This window comes from Dysosmobacter welbionis, from assembly GCF_005121165.3.
In the GTDB taxonomy this organism is placed as follows: domain Bacteria; phylum Bacillota; class Clostridia; order Oscillospirales; family Oscillospiraceae; genus Oscillibacter; species Oscillibacter welbionis.
The window spans coordinates 1,364,156-1,379,803 of sequence record NZ_CP034413.3; the positions used below are offsets into that span (position 1 = coordinate 1,364,156).

Below are 15,648 nucleotides of genomic sequence, written 5' to 3' on the forward strand. Positions count from 1 at the left end.
GAAACCGGAGGTCTTATGTACGTCTATTCCCTGGGACAGTGGCTGCTGTTCTTCTTTCTCTACTGCTTTCTCGGCTGGGTGTGGGAATCCTGCTACGTCTCCGCCAAGCGGCGCCAGTGGGTGAACCGTGGCTTTCTTCACGGCCCCATGCTGCCCATCTATGGCACCGGCGCCGTCATCATCCTGCTGGCCACCATCCCCGTGCGGGACAGCCTGTGGCTGGTTTTCCTGCTGGGCATGCTGGCCGCCACGGCGCTGGAGTATGTCACCGGTGCCGCCATGGAGGCCCTCTTCAAAGTCCGTTACTGGGATTACTCCAAGCAGCCCTTCAACCTCAACGGCTATATCTGCCTCACCAGCTCCCTGGCCTGGGGCGCCTTCTCCATCCTGCTGGTGCGGTTTCTGCACCCGCCTGTGGAGGATCTGGTGCTGCGGCTGCCCGCCTTCCTGGTGGATCCTCTGGCGTTCCTGCTGACCATCGCCGTCACCGTAGACGCAGTCCGGTCCTTCCAGGCCGCCATGGACCTGCGGGAGGTCCTCACCCGCCTCACGGAGGAGAACGAGGACCTGCGCCGCCTTGCCAAGCGGGTGGAGGTGATCTCCGCCTTTGCGGAGGAGGACCTGCGCCGCTTCCGGGAGCGCACGGAGGTGGAGCGGCTGCTCCGGCAGGAGCGCTGGGAGGACACCCGCCGCCAGATTCAGGAGGCCTATGCCAAGGGCGCCCGACGCCGCCAGGCCCAGCTGGAGGAGTCCCTGCGCCGCCGGACCGATGCCAAGCTGACGGCCCTTGCCAACATCCAGGAGGCTCTGGAGGCCTACCGGGACCGGCTGGCAGTTGCCAGGGACCTGACAGAGGAGTCTCTGGAGGCCCGCCGGGCGGAAGTCCAGCAGCTTTTGGACCGACTCCGGGACCGGGAAGCTTCCATCCGCGCCCGCACCGCCAGGCGTTATCGCCAGTCCCTGCGCATCCTGCGGGGCAACCCCTCCGCCAGCGCCAAAGCCTTTGCCGAGGCCCTGGAGTCCCTGCGGAAGCTGGGGGATCGCCGGGAGGGGAGGACGGCGAATGAGGAAAGCCGGCGCAGCAGCCCCTGCTCTGCAGAGCGGTCGTTGGTTCCATACGGAGCGGACGTCCCTTCTTTTCGTGTCCCCTTATAGCAATTCTCCATCTCTGTCTGAACCGACGATCTTATACAAACAAAGCGGCACAGCCTTCGGCTGTGCCGCTTTGTCGATCAGGATGGCAGCGTGGACTTGTTCTCCGCAGCGGGCGGGTCCGCGGGGAAATCCAGAATCCGCCGGATGCACAGGGCATAGACTGCGATGCTCACCACCGGCCCCGCGATGTCGGAGATGGGTTCCGCATAGAATGCGGCCCGGGCGCCGAATACCGCCGGCAGGGCAAACAGGGCGATAAAGTACACCGCCTTCCGGAAGGCGGACAGGGGCAGGGCCAGCTGTACCTTTCCCATGCCGGTGAATCCGTCCACAATGGCGTACTGCAGCCCCAGGGGGATCAGGGCCAGGGTGCAGATGTGGATGGCGGAGAGGGCCTCCGCTGCCAGCTCCGGCTCCGTGGTGAAGAGGCGCACGAAGAGAGCTCCCCCCAGACGGGCCAGCAGAAACAGGGCCGTCACATAGGCCACGCACAGTCCGGCGATGAATGCCTGGGCCTTCAGGATCCGGTCCCGCCGCCGGGCGCCGTAGTTGTACGCCAGGATGGTGCCTGTGCCGGCGGAAATGCCTCCCAGGGGCATGGTCACCACCAGCATGAAGCTCTGGGCGATGGTGGCGCAGGTCACCAGACGGTCTCCCAGCTCCGCCCCGCCATAGGACTGGAGGATGGCGTTCATGGAGATAATCATGATGTTGTCCACGCCGATGATGAGGAAGGGCGTCATGCCCACCGCCAGGATGCGGAGCATCAGCCGCCCGTCGTAACCGCCGAAAGTGATGGCGATGGGCACAGACTTGCCGAAGAGGAACCGCAGTACATAGAGGCAGCTAACCAGCTGAGAGAGGACCGTGGCCACGGCAGCCCCAGCCACCCCCATGTCAAAGAGAAAGATGAACACCGGGTCCAGCACGATGTTCAGTGCCGCCCCCAGCATGACGGAGATCATGCCCTTCCGGGCGTAGCCCTGGCAGATGATGAACTGGTTCAGCCCCAGAGCCAGCAGGTTGAACACCGTCCCGCAGAGATAGACGGTGAAATAGGTATTGGCGTAGCCGTAGGTGGCATCGCTTGCGCCGAAGGCCATCAGCATGGGCTGGCGCAGGGGGAACACCCCCGCCATCAGCGCCACGGAGCAGACACACAGCATCAGAAAGCTGTTGGAGAGGATCCGCCGGGCCTCCTCCGTTTTACCCGCCCCCATGCGGATGCTCATGAGCGGCGCGCCGCCCACGCCGATAAGAGAGGCGAATGCGCCGATCAGCGTCACCACCGGCCCGCAGACCCCCACGCCCGCGAGAGCGGTCTCCCCCACCAAGGGGATGTTGCTGATGTAGATGCGGTCCACGATGCTGTACAGCACGCTGACGAACTGGGCCAGCATACTGGGTATGGCGATCCGCAGCACCAGGGGCCGGATGGCGTCCGTGCCCAGATTGTTCTCCAGCTTCATAGCAGGTCTCTCCCAAAACACACAAAAATCGGGCTGTCCGCACCGGACAGCCCTCTCATTATAAAGACACGGGATTCAGTTTGCAACCCCCGATTCGCCCCGGAGGATAGCGGAGAGCTGTTCGCACAGTGCGGCGGCCTGCCCACTGCCAAAATAGCCGATACGGACCACCCGGCCGTTGACCCTGGCTTTGCCGGTGCCGTTGGAGACGGAAAACTTCCGCTCAAGGTCCCCGCTGGCATCCAGATCCACGATGATGTCGCCGATCTCCGAAATAACGTCTGCGACTGTCAGTGTATCCCAGCAGAAATGATAGGTGTACTGATCCAACAGCTCCAGGATTGCCTCTGCCTGTTCGCTGTCCGCAGAGACAGTATAGCTCTCAGAGTCTGTCTGGCTCTGCCCGTCTCGCACATCGAGGGTGACCAAAAAGCCGTAAAAATCCTCGCCCTCCAGATCCACCGCATCCCCGATGGAGCGGGGCCACAGCATCCAGGCTGCAAAGGCCAGGACGGCCGCCGCCAGTAGGACCAGTACCACTCGCTTCACGCTTCGGGCCATGAAATCCCTCCTCTGCAAATAGGGCCGCCGGGGCTCAGCCGCACTTGCGGACGCTGCCCAGCAGGGTCTCCAAAGCCATCAGCCCCACCAGCACAGCCAGCGCCGCCAGCAGGATCAACAGCCACTTCCACTTGCCGCGGATCATCTCTCCGCCCCCTCGGTCTTGTTTTTTCCAACATAACATAGGCCATGGAATTTGTCCATACCGCGTCTGAAGGCAGGCACTCAAATTCCCCGCAGGTCAAAGGCCGGGGTGTACTCCTCCCTGGCCGACGTCCGCTCCTGGGTGTAGCCGTCGGTGATCCCGCAGTTTTCCATGTACTCCACTGCCGCCCGGTACTCCGCCTTGGTCACGTGGCGGGCCAGTTTCCCTTCTGCCCCTGGCTGGGGCGTATACTGGCTCATGAGGGAAAACAGCACCTCCCCGGGCGGAAGCTCTCCGCCACCCAGTCGATGACTCTTCGGGTGTTCTCCAGTTCTCCCGGCAACAGAAGATGTCGGATCAACACACCCTGCTTTAAAAGGCCGTTTTCCATCCGGTAAGGCCCGGTCTGGCGGAACATCTCCAGAATGGCCCGCTTGGCCCAGTCAAAGTAGTCCGCCGCGCCAGAGTATTTGCGGGCAGGTTCGGAGAGGCCATACTTCAAGTCCGGCAGATACACCTGTACCTTCCCCTCCAGACGGCGGAGGGTCTCCGGTTTCTCATAGCCGCCGCAGTTCCACACCACCGGCACGGGCCATTCCTCGTCCCCCAGGGCCTCCAGAACCGCGTCGGTGAAGTGGGTGGGGGTCACCAGGTCCAGGCAGGCGGCCTCCTGTCCGATCAGCTCGTGAAAGATCTCCCGCAGCCGCTCCGCCGTCAGGACCTTTCCCACCTCCCCCTGGGAGATGGGCTTGTTCTGGCAGAAGCAGCACCGGAGATTGCAGCCGGAGAAGAACACGCACCCGGCGCCGCGCTCCCCCACCAGGCACGGCTCCTCCCAGAGGTGGAGCATGGCCCGGGCCGCCACGGGCACGCTGGGCATCCCGCACACGCCGCCCCGCCTCGTCTCCGTCCGCTCCTCGCCGCAGTTTCTGGGGCACAGGCGGCAGATCACAGCAGGTCCTCGGGGCGGAAGTCCGGGCCCAGGTCCCCGGCCATCCAGTGCTTGCGGCACAGCCCGATGTACTGGTCGTTGGCCCCCAGCACCACCTGCTCACCCTCCTTCAGCACCTTGCCGGCAGCATCGAACCGGGCGTTGAAGGTAGCTTTCTTGCCGCACCAGCAGATGGTCTTGACCTCCTCGATCTTGTCGGCCATCACCAGCAGGGCCTCGCTGCCGGGGAACAGGTCCCCCTTGAAGTCCGCCCGCAGGCCGTAGCAGATGACGGGGATGCCCAGGTCATCCACCAGACCCACCAGGTACATGACCTCCTCCCGGGTCAAAAACTGGGCCTCGTCCACGATGACGCAGGCGTTCTGCTGCAGTTCCATGACAGAGAGCTGCTGCATCTCGTCAAAGTAGATGCAGGGATAGGTGAGGCCGATGCGGGAAACCACCATGTGGTCCCCGTCCCGGGTGTCCAGCCGGGGCTTGACCAGCAGGGTCTTCTGCCCCCGCTCCTCGTAGTTGAACCGGGTCATCAGGGCGTTTGCGGTCTTGCTGGAACCCATGGCCCCGTATTTGAAATAGAGCTGTGCCATTTGTCTGTTTTCTCCCTCTCTATGTATCTTCTTATGCGGCACTCCGCCGCCTTCTCTTTGGTGCCGGTCCCCTCCGCCGGGAGGGATCCTCAGCCCTGCAGCCCACGGTCGATCTTCCGCTGGGCCTCCCGCCGCCGCTGTTCCTCCAGCTGCTCCGCCGCTTTCTCCGACGTCAGGGGCTTGGGGATCTCCTCCTCCGGAATTTCCATCACCATCCTGCGGCAGCTGCGGCAGAGCCAGGCGGTCTTGTACCTGTTGAAAAGGCTCCCCTCATGGAGGATATCGATCTCCGGGCCGCTGGCACCAAAGAACCGGTTGGGCCAGCCGGGCCACCACTGGACACTGTCCCGTCCCCCAGTGATCGTCCCCACCTCCATCTCCTGCCCGCACCAAGGACAGATCATGGGCGGGGGCGGGGTCTCCCGCAGGGCCTTCTTCTCCTTCCGCTCCTCGTTCCAGTCCCGGAGCTCGTCCATCAGGCTGGGAGCGCAGTCCTTCTCCTCCTGCCCCGGCTCCGCCGGACGGGACGGCTTTTCCGGCTCATAGTCCCAGGGATCCTCGCTTTTCTTCCAGAAGGGCACGGTCACTCCTCCTCTCGGCTTTCGGATAAATGCTCTGCATCAGCCCCGTAGATGATGCGGCGGTTGATCTCCTCGGAGGTCAGATGCTCCGCCCGGGTGCAGTTGGCCGTGTCAAGGACCAGCTTGCGGCACGCCCCGCAGTGCCAGGCCAGCTTGTAATCGCTCCAGAAGGAACCGTCCCCCCGGAGGTAGAGGGTTCCGTCGGCATCCGCCAGGCGAAACGCGCCGGGACGCTCCCACACCAGGCGGACAGCGTCCCTTCCGCCCACCAGATACCCCATCCGCATCTCCTGCCCGCACCAGGGGCAGGTCATGGCAGACGGCGTCTGCTCCTCCGCTGTCTCCTTCTCCCCTGGGACCTTCCACGCCTCCCCGTCGGCGGCCGGGGGCTGGGGCTCCCCCGCTGTCCAGGTGCGCCGTTTCTCCGGCTCCATATCCCAGGGATCCTCGCTTTTCCTCCAGAAGGGCATCACGAATCCTCCTCGTTTTGCTCTCTCGCCTGCCGGATGCGTTCCTCAAAGGTCTCCCCCGTCCGCCGGGGCAGGAAGGAGACGGGCTCCGGCGTCTCCTTCCCATGGTAATAGCACCACAGCCACCGGAGGCACCAGACCAGCTTGCGGATCAGCAGGGCCAGCAGGGCGATGCCCGCCAGGTTGATGAGTTCCATTCAGTTGCCCTCGTCCTTCTTCTGGTCCTCGGAGTCCGGGACCTCCTCATAATCCACCGTATACACAGGGCCGTGAAATTTCGGCTCCTGCCTGTCCTCGTCCTCCGCCCGGTACCGGGCGGACCGCCTCCGCACATGCCGCACCACCAAGATCACCGCCACGAGAATGAGAATGGGCACCGCAAACCGCAGCGCCACCAGCAAAATACTCCCCAGCAGCCGAAACAGCCCCAGGGGCAGTCCCACCAGCCAGCCCATTCGTCACTCCTCCTTCAAGCGTGCTGCCGCTTCCGTGTAATACCGCCCAAAGGCGGAGGGCACCGCCCGGTCCGACAGGGCTCCGGCATCTGCCCAGACGAAGTCCGCCGGGCCGTCTCCCGCCACCTCCAGGGTGTAACCGGTCATGTGCCACTCCACATGGGTAAAGATGTGCTTCGCCGTCAGTCGGCTCTCCCACCGCCTGGGCTCCAGGCCCCAGACGGACACCGCCGCTCCGGCGGCAGCCTCGTCCAGGGCTCCCTCCACGTTGGGAAACTCCCACAGGCCCGCCAGCAACCCGGTCCCCGGCCGCTTCCGCAGGGCGATCTTTCCGTCCCGCACCAGCAGGAACACCGTCTTCTCCTCCACCCGGCGGGCTTTTTGGCCCCCTTCACTGGCAGATCCTCTGCCGTGCCCCGAAGGCGGCCCTTGCAGAAGGCCATGGCCGGACACTCCAGACACCGGGGCGGGCCGTTGGGTGCGCAGACCGTGGCCCCCAGCTCCATGGTGGCCTGATTGAAGACGCGGATATCCGCCTCAGCCTCCGGCATGACGGCCTGGATCTGTGCCCGCACGGCCTTTTTTACCTTGGGATCGGCAATATCGTCCCGGCAGTCCGTCAGCCGCATGACCACCCGCAGCACGTTGCCGTCCACCGCCGCTTCCCGTCGGCCGAAGGCGGCGGAGGCAATGGCGCTGGCGGTGTAGTCCCCCACCCCCGGCAGGGCCAGCAGGTCCTGGTAGGTGTCCGGAAACCGGCCGCCCTGCTCCGCCACGATCCTGGCGGCCTTCTGCAGGTTCCTGGCCCGGCTGTAATAGCCCAGGCCCTCCCACAGCTTCATCAGCCGCTCCTCCGGGGCGGCTGCCAAAGCCTCCACCGTGGGGAATGTCTCCAGAAAGCGGGCATAATACCCCAGCACCGCCGCTACCCGGGTCTGCTGCAGCATGATCTCCGAGACCCAGATCTGATACGGGTCTGTGGTCCGCCGCCAGGGCAGGTCCCGGGCATTGGCCCGATACCACGCCAACAGCGGCCCCGGCAAATCTTGTAAAACAGTTTTGGTTGTCAAATTCTCACCGCACATGGTATGATTGTACCATATCCGCAGAATGGATATGGCACCCTTTCCGAACTTGCGCCGCTGTATCAGCCTGTCCAGCCGCACAATCGCCGCATTGCGGTTATTGTACCACATCCGGCGCCAACTTCCCACCCCCTGTACAAAAATTTTGAAAGTCTCTTGACTTTCCCCCGGGTGGAAGGTGTACCCTGTCCCCAGAGATGAGGTGTAATCCCTTGAAAATCAATGAAGTGGAAGCCCTGGTGGGCATCACGCGGAAGAACATCCGCTTTTATGAGGCGGAGGGACTGCTCTCCCCCGGCGGAACAGCCAGAACGGTTACCGGGACTATGGGGAGACTGAGGTGGAGGTCCTGCGGCGGATCAAGCTGCTTCGGAAGCTGGGCCTTCCGCTGGAGGAGATCCGGCAGATGCAGCACGGCGCCTACACCGTGGGGGACGGTATGCGCCGCCATCTGGTGTCCCTGGAGCGGGAGCGGCAGAATCTGGAAGCGGCCATCCGCTTCTGCGGGACGCTCACAGACCGCAGGGAGCGGCTGGAGGAGCTGGACGCCCAGTCCCTGCTGGATCGGATGGCCCAGATGGAACAGGAGGGAACGACCTTTATGAACAAGCAGAAGCAGGACACCAGGCGCCGCCGCTTCGTGGCGCCCATCGTGGTCGCCATCGTCATGTCAGTCCTGATGGCGGGGCTGATCTGGCTCTTCCTCTGGGCTTTCGAGGTGGATCCGGCCGGTGCGCCGCCCCTGCCGGTGCTGGCGCTCTTTGTGGCCATCCCGGCGGCAGTGGTGGTCGGTGTGGTCATCGCCCTGGTCCAGCGGGTCCGGGAGATTGAGCGGGGAGAGGAAGACGATGCGCGGAACTACTGAGCGGCGGGATTGTCGACAAGCAGCGGTGTCCGCCGCAGGGACGGCCGTATGGCTGCTGGCTGCGGCCGCGGTGTTGCTGTGGGTGCGGCAGGCCTTTTTCCCCAGCGGTGCGGCATCCGTTCTGCTGGCGGTTCTGGCCGCTGTCCAGGCAGCAGGGCTGATCCCGCTGGGGCTGGCCCTGCGGGACCGCTTGAAAGAGATCAAAGGAGGAGAATTATATGAAGCTCGTCAGTATTGAGACCATTCCCGGCCAGGAATTTGAGGCCCTGGACATCGTGCGGGGCACGGTGGTGTACAGCAAAAACTTCGGCCGCGATTTCATGGCCGGTATGAAGACCCTGGTGGGCGGAGAGATCACCGGCTACACCGAGATGCTGGTGGAGGCCCGGCAGATCGCCACCAAGCGCATGGTGGACGCGGCAGAGGCTCTGGGAGCCGACGCAGTGGTGGGCCTGCGGTACGCCTCTGCCTCCGTGATGCAGGGGCGGCGGAGGTCATTGCCTACGGAACGGCTGTAAAGTTCAAATGATGCACGTCACCTTTCTGGACCACAGCGGCTTTCTGGTGGAGCTGCCCGGTCTCACGCTGCTCTTTGACTGGTGGAAGGGGGACCTGCCCCCCCTGCCATCAGGCCCCCTGCTGGTCTTTGCCAGCCATCGCCATCCAGACCACTTTGATCCCCGGATTTTTGCTCTGGATGACGGGCAGCGGGATGTCCGATTCCTTCTTGGCAAGGGCATCCATCTGACAGACCGGAACCGGAAGAAATGGGGACTCTCGGAAAAAGCCGCCGCGGACTGCCGGGTGCTTTCCGGCGGGGAGAGCGCCTCTCCCCTGCCCGGCGTCACCGTGGAGGCACTGCCCTCCACCGACGAGGGCGTGGCCTTTCTGGTGACGGCGGAAGGCCGGACGGTCTTTCATGCCGGGGATCTGAACTGGTGGCACTGGGAGGGCGAGGACCCCGTCTGGAACCGGAACATGGAAGCGGACTTCCGGCGGTATGCGGAACCTCTCCGGGGCCGGAAGATCGATCTGGCCATGCTGCCTCTGGATCCCCGTCTGGGGGAGGACGGCTTCCGTGGCCCCCGGTACTTCCTGGAGCTGGCGGATATCCGCCGCTTTCTGCCCATGCACCAGTGGGGAAATTTTAACTTTACAAATCAATTCCTGTCATGCTATACTTCTTTCACATCCCGAACTGTGTACGTTAACAGAGTCGGTCAAGTCTTTACATTTGAGGAGGAAGCGGACACATGAAGATCGATGGCAATGAACTTGCAATTGAGCAAAACGAGCTGGACCGGGAGGGCCGCCATGCGGAAGCCATGGCCATCAAGCGGGAATTTCTGAAGCAGGTGCGGGAGAGCGGTGACCACTGCCCCTGCAAGCAGGCCTGCCCTCACCACGGCAACTGCTTTGAGTGCGTGACGCTGCACCGTGGTCACCGGGATCACTTGCCCATGTGTATGTGGGATATGGTGAATGAACGGCTCCATAAGCTCTCCCGATTGACAGAGGGGACCCTGCGGTCCTATGAGGAGGCGCACCGCTGAGGAAGCTCCAGAAAAGCGCCCGTGCCAATCGGCACGGGCGCTCTCCTCTTCATCTGTCTTCAATCTGCAAGGATCAGGCAGCTGCCGGTCACATCAGGGCTGTGGCCCGTTAGCTCCGCCACGAAGTCCGTGTCCTCACCGGCGGCACTGACCGCCGCTTCCAGCGCGGGGATCTGGTCAACCGTGGTGACGGCGTAGACTCGGTCCACCAGCGGGGCGATATCCGAGAGTACCAGGCCGGCAGTGTCGTCGGCGCCGGAGGTGATGACCTCCGGCGGCAGCTCAATGGAGACAGCCACACCATACTCACCCAGAGCGCTGCGCAGCTCCTCCAGGAACAGCCGGATGCTGGCCGCCCGGTCGGCGCCGTTGTAGTCGATCTTGTCCAGCTTCCCTACTGTGGGATAGCCCACATCCGTTAGCAGGATTTCATCAAAACCCTGTTGTGCCAGCTCCGCCGCCAGGGTGCACAGGTACTGCCGGGCCGCCGGCTTGCTGGGATCCAGCCAGTTTCCGTTGTTCCCGTCGTAGAAGATATAGCCGCCGGTGTTCTTCAGTCCCATGCCCTCCACGTCCGCGCGGGCGGCAATGGGGTCCAGGAAGCAGCTCATCCGGGCGATGGAGTGGTAACTGCTTTCCGTCACCTCCGCCAGAGCCGCCGCCGTGTCCTCCGCCGTGCTCACGGTGCCGGCCGCGGCGCCAGTGGCAGCAAAGTAGATGTGTCCGGTGCTGTCTTTCAGCGTGACGGCAGCAGCGTTATAGGCGGGAGCAGACATCACAGAGGCTCCCAGCCAGGCATCTTTCCAGCCCGCCTGGGTCAGCGGCGCGGCGGAAGCAGAGAAGGCAGCCAGAGCCTTCGGCTTCTCCGGCTCCTGAATGGTAATCTCTACGTCCTCTGGGGGCACTTCCTCTTCCGCGGGGGGCGTCTCCGTCTTCCATGGCAACTCCAGGTGGAAGCTGCCGTCCCTATCGTAGACGATATACTCCTGCAGCCATAGAAAGCCCACCGCCGCCAGGATGATGAGCACCAGCAGCACTGCCAGCGCGATCTTCCCCTTGGAGGTCCTGCCCCGGTAGCTCCGGTAGCCCTTGGTGCCTCCCATGTCCGTCACCTCTTCTCCAGGAGATTGCCCCTGCCCGTCAGGGCTGGATGGCGTTGAGCTTGTTCACGCGCCGCTCATGCCGGCCACCCTCAAAGTCCGTGGAGAGGAACACCTCCACCATCCGCTCCGCCAGGTTCTTGCCGGTGAACCCCGCGCCGATGGCCAGCATATTGGCGTCGTTGTGGCGGCGGGTCATCTCCGCCTCCAGGGAGTCGGCACAGTGGGCGCAGCGGATACCCTGCACCTTGTTGGCGGCAATGGAGATGCCGATGCCGGTGGTGCAGATGACGATGCCCCGATCATACTCGCCGGAGGCCACAGCCCGGGCCGCCGCCTCGCCGAAGTCGGGGTAGTCGCAGCTCTCCGTCGAGTAGCAGCCGAAGTCCTTGTATTCATGGCCCAGCTTCTCCAGAAGCTGGATGATGTCGCATTTCAGCGCGTAGCCGCCGTGATCAGAACCCAGAGCGATTTTCATGGTGATCGTTCTCCTTTTCAAATCAAGTCATCCCATTCGGAGAGGAATGGGGCTGGAATGGATTTATTATAGCCAGTTTTCCCCTGAAAAGCAAATCACAATTCATGCCACACCGGTTTCCCCTGCCGGAAGGCGGCAAAACGGCGGAATCCGCAGGCCCGCAGCAGCGCCTGCCCCTCCCGGACGGCACAGCCCACAAACCCCGGCGTGTGGGCATCCGTCCCCAGGGTGACGATCTCGCCGCCCAGGGAGCGGTACAGCCGCAGCCACTTTTCGTCCGGCAGCGGGGTGTTGCCCCGGTTGGTGTTGAGCTCGATCCCGATGCCCTTGGGGATGATGAGGCGGAAGATCTCCGCGATCTCCTCCTCGAACCCGTCGAAGCTGACATGCATCCCCCGGTTCTCGTTCAAATACCGCAGGGGCAGCGTCAGATGGCCCAGTACCTGGAATCGCCCCCACTCCGCGAGCTTCCGCACCTGGCCCAGGTAGTCGGCAAGGCAGTCCCGCGCTTCCTGTTCATCCCGCGGGGTAAGGAAATACAGGTCCCGGCCCTCCATCTTCTCCGACAGGGTGTGGATGGAGCCGATGAGAAAGTCCAGCGGCGGGGCCTCCGCCAGCATGGACTCCATCCGCCTGATGCCCCACACGGCGTCTCCCAGCTCCGCGCCCAGGCGCAACGTGATCCGGTCCCCCACCGCCGTCCGGGCGGCGCGGAACTCCGCAATCATGGGATCCCAGTCATAGGCCCCCGGGGTTCGGTGGTGCCGAACCGGATGGGCTCCACATGGTCTGTGAAGCAGATCTCCTGGAACCCCAGCCGGATGGCCGCCTCCGCCATCTCCTGCATGGAGGCGGAGGCGTCCGGTGAGATGCGGGAGTGGACGTGGTAGTCGGCTAAATACATACGTGCCTCACTTTTTGAACTTCTTGAAGAACTTCTTCTGCTCCTCGTAATTGCTCTCGCCCATGGTCTCGGCGAACTTCTTCAGCGCTTCCTTCTGCTCCTTGTTCAGATTTTTGGGGGTTTCAATGTAGACGGTGACATACTGGTCGCCCCGCCCCGGCCGTTGATGGAGGGGATGCCCTTGCCCTTCAGGCGGAAGGTGGTGCCGGACTGGGTGCCCTCCGGCAGGGTATACTTCACTTTGCCGTCGATGGTGGGGATCTCCAGCTCCGCACCCAGCACCGCCTGGGTGAAGGTGATGGGCGCCTCGCACAGGACGGAGGTGCCCTCCCGCCGGAACAGCTCGTGAGGCCGGACCGTAATGGTAATCAGCAGGTCGCCTGCCGGGCCGCCGTTCTTGCCGGCGTTGCCCTGTCCACGGATGGAGATGGTCTGCCCGTTGTCGATGCCGGCGGGAATGCTGGCCTGAATGGTCTTTTTCTTGCGCACCATACCACTGCCCCGGCAGTCCTTGCAGGGCTGGTGGATAATCCGCCCCTTGCCGCCGCACTTGGGGCAGGGGGAGGAGGTGGCGAACACGCCCATGGGCGTCTGCCGCCGGACCTGGACCGTCCCGGTGCCGTGGCAGTCCGGGCACACCTCCGGCGACGTGCCGGGGGCACAGCCGTTGCCGTGGCAGGTGTCGCAGGTCTCATACCGCTCCACGGTGACTGCCTTCTCACAGCCGAAGGCCGCCTCCTCGAAGCTGATGGCGATGGACATGCGGATGCTCTCGCCCCGCTGGGGGGCGTTGGGATTGGTGCGCCGCCCGCCGCCGAAGCCGCCGCCGAAAAAGCTGCCGAAGATGTCCCCCAGGTCGCCGAAGTCGAAGCTCCCGTCGAATCCGCCGCCGAAGCCCCCGGCGCCGAAGTTGGGGTCAACGCCCGCATGGCCGTACTGGTCGTACCGGGCCTTCTTGTCCGCGTCGGAGAGGACCTCATAGGCCTCGTTGACCTCCTTGAACTTCTCCTCCGCCGTCTTGTCCCCGGATTCAGGTCCGGGTGATACTTCCGGGCCATTTTTTTATAGGCCTTTTTGATCTCATCCTCAGAGGCTCCCGGGAAACCCCCAGGACCTCGTAATAATCGCGTTTCTGTTCTGCCATAGAATCACCAACTTTTCAATTAGGAATGGGGAGTTAGGAATTAGGAATTGTGGAATCCGCTCCCGGCGGATGAATTGAAATCCGTCCGGCTCCGCCGGACACCTCAATTCCTTATTCCTGATTTCTAATTCCTAATTCATGAGAGCGTGCCGCGCAGGCGGGGGTGTCCCCGCCCGCGCGGCCGCATGGCATCTGATCACTTCTTGTTATTCTCGTCATCGTCGACCACCTTGTAGTCGGCGTCATAATACTGGCCCTGCTGGGCGCCGGCGTCGGGGCCGGCCTGCTGCTGGGCGCCGCCCTGGGCCCCCTGGGGATTGGCCTGCTGATACAGCTTCTCGCTGACGGCGTAGAAGGCCTGGGTCAACTCGTCGGTAGCGGTCTTGATGGCAGCGGTATCCGTGCCTTTCAGAACCTCCTTCAGTTTGTCGATTCCGGCCTGGACCTTGCTCTTGTCATCGGCAGGGATCTTGTCGCCCATCTCGGAGAGGGTCTTCTCGCTCTGGTAGACCATCTGGTCGGCCTGGTTGCGGACCTCGACCTCCTCCTTCAGCTTCTTGTCCTGGGCAGCATACTGCTCGGCCTCCTTGACGGCCTTCTCAATGTCCTCCTTGCTCATGTTGGAGGAGGAAGTGATGGTGATATGCTGCTCCTTGCCGGTGCCCAGGTCCTTGGCGGAGACGTTGACGATGCCGTTGGCGTCGATGTCGAAAGTCACCTCGATCTGGGGCACGCCGCGGCGGGCCGGAGCGATGCCGTCCAGGTGGAAGCGGCCCAGAGACTTGTTGGCCGCGGCCATCTCCCGCTCGCCCTGGAGGACGTTGACCTCCACGCTGGTCTGGTTGTCAGCGGCGGTGGAGAAGATCTGGCTCTTCTTCACGGGGATGGTGGTGTTCCGGTCGATCAGCTTGGTGAACACGCCGCCCATGGTCTCAATGCCCAGGGACAGGGGTGTGACATCCAGCAGCAGCAGCCCCTTCACGTCGCCGGTGAGGACGCCCGCCTGCAGGGCGGCGCCCATGGCCACGCACTCGTCGGGGTTGATGCCCTTGAAGGGCTCGTTGCCGGTGAAGTTCTTCACGGCCTCCTGCACGGCGGGGATCCGGCTGGAGCCGCCCACCAGCAGGACCTTGCTCAGGTCACTGGGCTTCAGGCCCGCGTCGGACATGGCCTGGCGCACGGGGCCCATGGTGGCGTCCACCAGATGGGCGGTCAGCTCGTTGAACTTGGCCCGGGACAGGGTCACGTCCAGGTGCTTGGGGCCGTTGGCGTCGGCGGTGATATAGGGCAGGTTGATGTTGCTGGTGGTGACGCCGGAGAGCTCGATCTTGGCCTTCTCGGCGGCCTCCTTCAGCCGCTGCATAGCCACTCGGTCGGTGGACAGGTCCACGCCGTCGGTGCGCTTGAACTCGCTGACCAGCCACTTCATGATGCACTCGTCGAAGTCATCGCCGCCCAGGCGGTTGTTACCGGCGGTGGCCAGGACCTCGATCACGCCGTCGTCGATGTCCAGGATGGACACATCGAACGTGCCGCCGCCCAGGTCGTACACCATGATCTTCTGGCTCTGTTCCTTATCCACGCCGTAGGCCAGGGCCGCGGCGGTAGGTTCGTTGATGATGCGTTTCACGTCCAGGCCGGCGATCCTGCCGGCGTCCTTGGTGGCCTGGCGCTGGGAGTCAGTGAAGTAGGCGGGAACCGTGATGACCGCCTCGGTGACTGTGCTACCCAGATAGGCCTCAGCGTCCGCCTTCAGCTTCTGGAGGATCATGGCGCTGATCTCCTGGGGGTGTAGCTCTTGCTGTCAATGGTCACTTTATAATCGCTGCCCATCTCCCGCTTGATGGAAGAGATGGTGCGGTCCGGATTGGTAATGGCCTGGCGTTTAGCCACTTGACCCACCATGCGCTCGCCGGTCTTGGAGAAAGCCACCACGGACGGGGTGGTCCGGTTGCCCTCCGCATTGGGGATGACCACAGCCTCGCCGCCCTCCATGACGGCCACACAGCTATTTGTCGTACCTAAGTCGATACCGATAACCTTAGACATAATGATTGCCTCCAATTTATGATCAAATAATTCTATCTCAACAAATAAAAATTTGCGATTGTTGTTTTCATTCACGCCAGGCGAATCCATTGCAA

General features: G+C 63.4%; 19 protein-coding genes and 4 pseudogenes. 6 read left to right on the forward strand and 17 right to left on the reverse strand.

Annotation, left to right across the window (positions count from 1 at the left end; genetic code table 11):
* Positions 1-15: 15 nt before the first annotated feature.
* Entirely contained in the window at positions 16-1,155 is a 1,140-nt protein-coding gene (locus EIO64_RS07205) for a putative ABC transporter permease (protein WP_136891071.1), read from the forward strand.
* Positions 1,156-1,232: 77 nt separating this feature from the next.
* Here the strand turns inward: EIO64_RS07205 and EIO64_RS07210 are convergent, their stop codons facing one another.
* The 11 genes from EIO64_RS07210 to EIO64_RS07250 form a co-directional block, all read right to left on the reverse strand.
* Positions 1,233-2,624, reverse strand: a complete 1,392-nt coding sequence (locus EIO64_RS07210) for an MATE family efflux transporter (RefSeq protein ID WP_119311640.1) — start codon at positions 2,622-2,624, stop codon at positions 1,233-1,235.
* A gap of 75 nt (positions 2,625-2,699) precedes the next feature.
* Positions 2,700-3,185 (reverse strand): hypothetical protein, encoded by a 486-nt coding sequence (locus EIO64_RS07215; RefSeq protein ID WP_136891072.1) that lies wholly within the window; start codon positions 3,183-3,185, stop codon positions 2,700-2,702.
* 225 nt (positions 3,186-3,410) lie between these two features.
* A complete protein-coding gene (locus tag EIO64_RS19010) occupies positions 3,411-3,590 on the reverse strand; it encodes a hypothetical protein (RefSeq protein WP_346730086.1) in 180 nt (59 codons plus the stop codon).
* Positions 3,587-4,282, reverse strand: a complete 696-nt coding sequence (locus tag EIO64_RS07220) for a radical SAM protein (protein ID WP_346730087.1) — start codon at positions 4,280-4,282, stop codon at positions 3,587-3,589. Before EIO64_RS07220 ends, EIO64_RS19010 begins: the two co-directional genes overlap by 4 nt.
* Positions 4,279-4,869, reverse strand: coding sequence for a thymidine kinase (locus tag EIO64_RS07225; protein ID WP_021748266.1), 591 nt, complete (start codon positions 4,867-4,869; stop codon positions 4,279-4,281). The genes EIO64_RS07220 and EIO64_RS07225 overlap by 4 nt, the downstream gene beginning before the upstream one ends.
* An 89-nt stretch (positions 4,870-4,958) precedes the next feature.
* Positions 4,959-5,450, reverse strand: a complete 492-nt coding sequence (locus tag EIO64_RS07230; protein ID WP_119311643.1) for a PF20097 family protein — start codon at positions 5,448-5,450, stop codon at positions 4,959-4,961.
* A gap of 2 nt (positions 5,451-5,452) precedes the next feature.
* Positions 5,453-5,920, reverse strand: coding sequence for a PF20097 family protein (locus tag EIO64_RS07235; protein WP_025545085.1), 468 nt, complete (start codon positions 5,918-5,920; stop codon positions 5,453-5,455).
* A complete protein-coding gene (locus EIO64_RS07240) occupies positions 5,920-6,117 on the reverse strand; it encodes a hypothetical protein (RefSeq protein ID WP_021748263.1) in 198 nt (65 codons plus the stop codon). The genes EIO64_RS07235 and EIO64_RS07240 overlap by 1 nt, the downstream gene beginning before the upstream one ends.
* Positions 6,118-6,375: a hypothetical protein gene (locus EIO64_RS07245; protein ID WP_021748262.1), complete on the reverse strand. Its 258-nt coding sequence runs from the start codon at positions 6,373-6,375 to the stop codon at positions 6,118-6,120.
* A gap of 3 nt (positions 6,376-6,378) precedes the next feature.
* Positions 6,379-6,672: an NUDIX domain-containing protein gene (locus tag EIO64_RS19015; RefSeq protein WP_346730088.1), complete on the reverse strand. Its 294-nt coding sequence runs from the start codon at positions 6,670-6,672 to the stop codon at positions 6,379-6,381.
* Positions 6,558-7,403: an A/G-specific adenine glycosylase gene (locus tag EIO64_RS07250; RefSeq protein WP_346730089.1), complete on the reverse strand. Its 846-nt coding sequence runs from the start codon at positions 7,401-7,403 to the stop codon at positions 6,558-6,560. Before EIO64_RS07250 ends, EIO64_RS19015 begins: the two co-directional genes overlap by 115 nt.
* Positions 7,404-7,657: 254 nt before the next feature.
* Here EIO64_RS07250 and EIO64_RS07255 point away from each other — a divergent pair.
* From EIO64_RS07255 to EIO64_RS07275, 5 genes and pseudogenes are all read left to right on the forward strand, one after another.
* Positions 7,658-8,325 (forward strand): annotated as a pseudogene (locus EIO64_RS07255) (MerR family transcriptional regulator).
* On the forward strand, positions 8,309-8,563 hold the full coding sequence (locus EIO64_RS07260; RefSeq protein WP_025545082.1) for a hypothetical protein: 255 nt from the start codon (positions 8,309-8,311) through the stop codon (positions 8,561-8,563). The pseudogene EIO64_RS07255 and the gene EIO64_RS07260 overlap by 17 nt, the downstream one beginning before the upstream one ends.
* Positions 8,544-8,854: pseudogene (locus EIO64_RS07265) on the forward strand (YbjQ family protein). The gene EIO64_RS07260 and the pseudogene EIO64_RS07265 overlap by 20 nt, the downstream one beginning before the upstream one ends.
* Positions 8,851-9,582, forward strand: a complete 732-nt coding sequence (locus EIO64_RS07270; protein ID WP_051365655.1) for an MBL fold metallo-hydrolase — start codon at positions 8,851-8,853, stop codon at positions 9,580-9,582. The pseudogene EIO64_RS07265 and the gene EIO64_RS07270 overlap by 4 nt, the downstream one beginning before the upstream one ends.
* A complete protein-coding gene (locus EIO64_RS07275) occupies positions 9,579-9,878 on the forward strand; it encodes a hypothetical protein (protein ID WP_021748256.1) in 300 nt (99 codons plus the stop codon). The genes EIO64_RS07270 and EIO64_RS07275 overlap by 4 nt, the downstream gene beginning before the upstream one ends.
* A gap of 59 nt (positions 9,879-9,937) precedes the next feature.
* Here the strand turns inward: EIO64_RS07275 and EIO64_RS07280 are convergent, their stop codons facing one another.
* From EIO64_RS07280 to dnaK, 6 genes and pseudogenes are all read right to left on the reverse strand, one after another.
* Positions 9,938-10,981: a putative glycoside hydrolase gene (locus EIO64_RS07280; protein WP_136891073.1), complete on the reverse strand. Its 1,044-nt coding sequence runs from the start codon at positions 10,979-10,981 to the stop codon at positions 9,938-9,940.
* A 37-nt stretch (positions 10,982-11,018) separates the two neighbouring features.
* Positions 11,019-11,456 carry a ribose 5-phosphate isomerase B gene (gene rpiB, locus EIO64_RS07285; RefSeq protein ID WP_021748254.1) on the reverse strand — a complete coding sequence of 146 codons (438 nt, stop codon included), beginning with the start codon at positions 11,454-11,456 and terminating at the stop codon, positions 11,019-11,021.
* 95 nt (positions 11,457-11,551) lie between these two features.
* Entirely contained in the window at positions 11,552-12,184 is a 633-nt protein-coding gene (locus EIO64_RS07290; RefSeq protein ID WP_249390838.1) for a PHP domain-containing protein, read from the reverse strand.
* On the reverse strand, positions 12,181-12,360 hold the full coding sequence (locus EIO64_RS07295) for a PHP domain-containing protein (RefSeq protein WP_249390839.1): 180 nt from the start codon (positions 12,358-12,360) through the stop codon (positions 12,181-12,183). Before EIO64_RS07295 ends, EIO64_RS07290 begins: the two co-directional genes overlap by 4 nt.
* Positions 12,361-12,367: 7 nt before the next feature.
* Positions 12,368-13,504, reverse strand: a pseudogene (dnaJ, locus tag EIO64_RS07300) (molecular chaperone DnaJ).
* 196 nt (positions 13,505-13,700) lie between these two features.
* Positions 13,701-15,553: pseudogene (gene dnaK / locus EIO64_RS07305) on the reverse strand (molecular chaperone DnaK).
* Positions 15,554-15,648: the final 95 nt, after the last annotated feature.

Coding starts and splice junctions, on each gene's coding strand:
- EIO64_RS07290 (WP_249390838.1), bottom strand. CDS start 12,184: ATGATTGCGGAGTTCCGCGCCGCCCGGACGGCGGTGGGGGACCGGATC.
- EIO64_RS07260 (WP_025545082.1), top strand. CDS start 8,309: ATGCGCGGAACTACTGAGCGGCGGGATTGTCGACAAGCAGCGGTGTCC.
- EIO64_RS07280 (WP_136891073.1), bottom strand. CDS start 10,981: ATGGGAGGCACCAAGGGCTACCGGAGCTACCGGGGCAGGACCTCCAAG.
- EIO64_RS07270 (WP_051365655.1), top strand. CDS start 8,851: ATGATGCACGTCACCTTTCTGGACCACAGCGGCTTTCTGGTGGAGCTG.
- EIO64_RS07295 (WP_249390839.1), bottom strand. CDS start 12,360: ATGTATTTAGCCGACTACCACGTCCACTCCCGCATCTCACCGGACGCC.
- EIO64_RS07215 (WP_136891072.1), bottom strand. CDS start 3,185: ATGGCCCGAAGCGTGAAGCGAGTGGTACTGGTCCTACTGGCGGCGGCC.
- EIO64_RS07210 (WP_119311640.1), bottom strand. CDS start 2,624: ATGAAGCTGGAGAACAATCTGGGCACGGACGCCATCCGGCCCCTGGTG.
- rpiB (WP_021748254.1), bottom strand. CDS start 11,456: ATGAAAATCGCTCTGGGTTCTGATCACGGCGGCTACGCGCTGAAATGC.
- EIO64_RS07275 (WP_021748256.1), top strand. CDS start 9,579: ATGAAGATCGATGGCAATGAACTTGCAATTGAGCAAAACGAGCTGGAC.
- EIO64_RS07240 (WP_021748263.1), bottom strand. CDS start 6,117: ATGGAACTCATCAACCTGGCGGGCATCGCCCTGCTGGCCCTGCTGATC.
- EIO64_RS07235 (WP_025545085.1), bottom strand. CDS start 5,920: ATGCCCTTCTGGAGGAAAAGCGAGGATCCCTGGGATATGGAGCCGGAG.
- EIO64_RS07205 (WP_136891071.1), top strand. CDS start 16: ATGTACGTCTATTCCCTGGGACAGTGGCTGCTGTTCTTCTTTCTCTAC.
- EIO64_RS07245 (WP_021748262.1), bottom strand. CDS start 6,375: ATGGGCTGGCTGGTGGGACTGCCCCTGGGGCTGTTTCGGCTGCTGGGG.
- EIO64_RS07225 (WP_021748266.1), bottom strand. CDS start 4,869: ATGGCACAGCTCTATTTCAAATACGGGGCCATGGGTTCCAGCAAGACC.
- EIO64_RS19010 (WP_346730086.1), bottom strand. CDS start 3,590: ATGAGCCAGTATACGCCCCAGCCAGGGGCAGAAGGGAAACTGGCCCGC.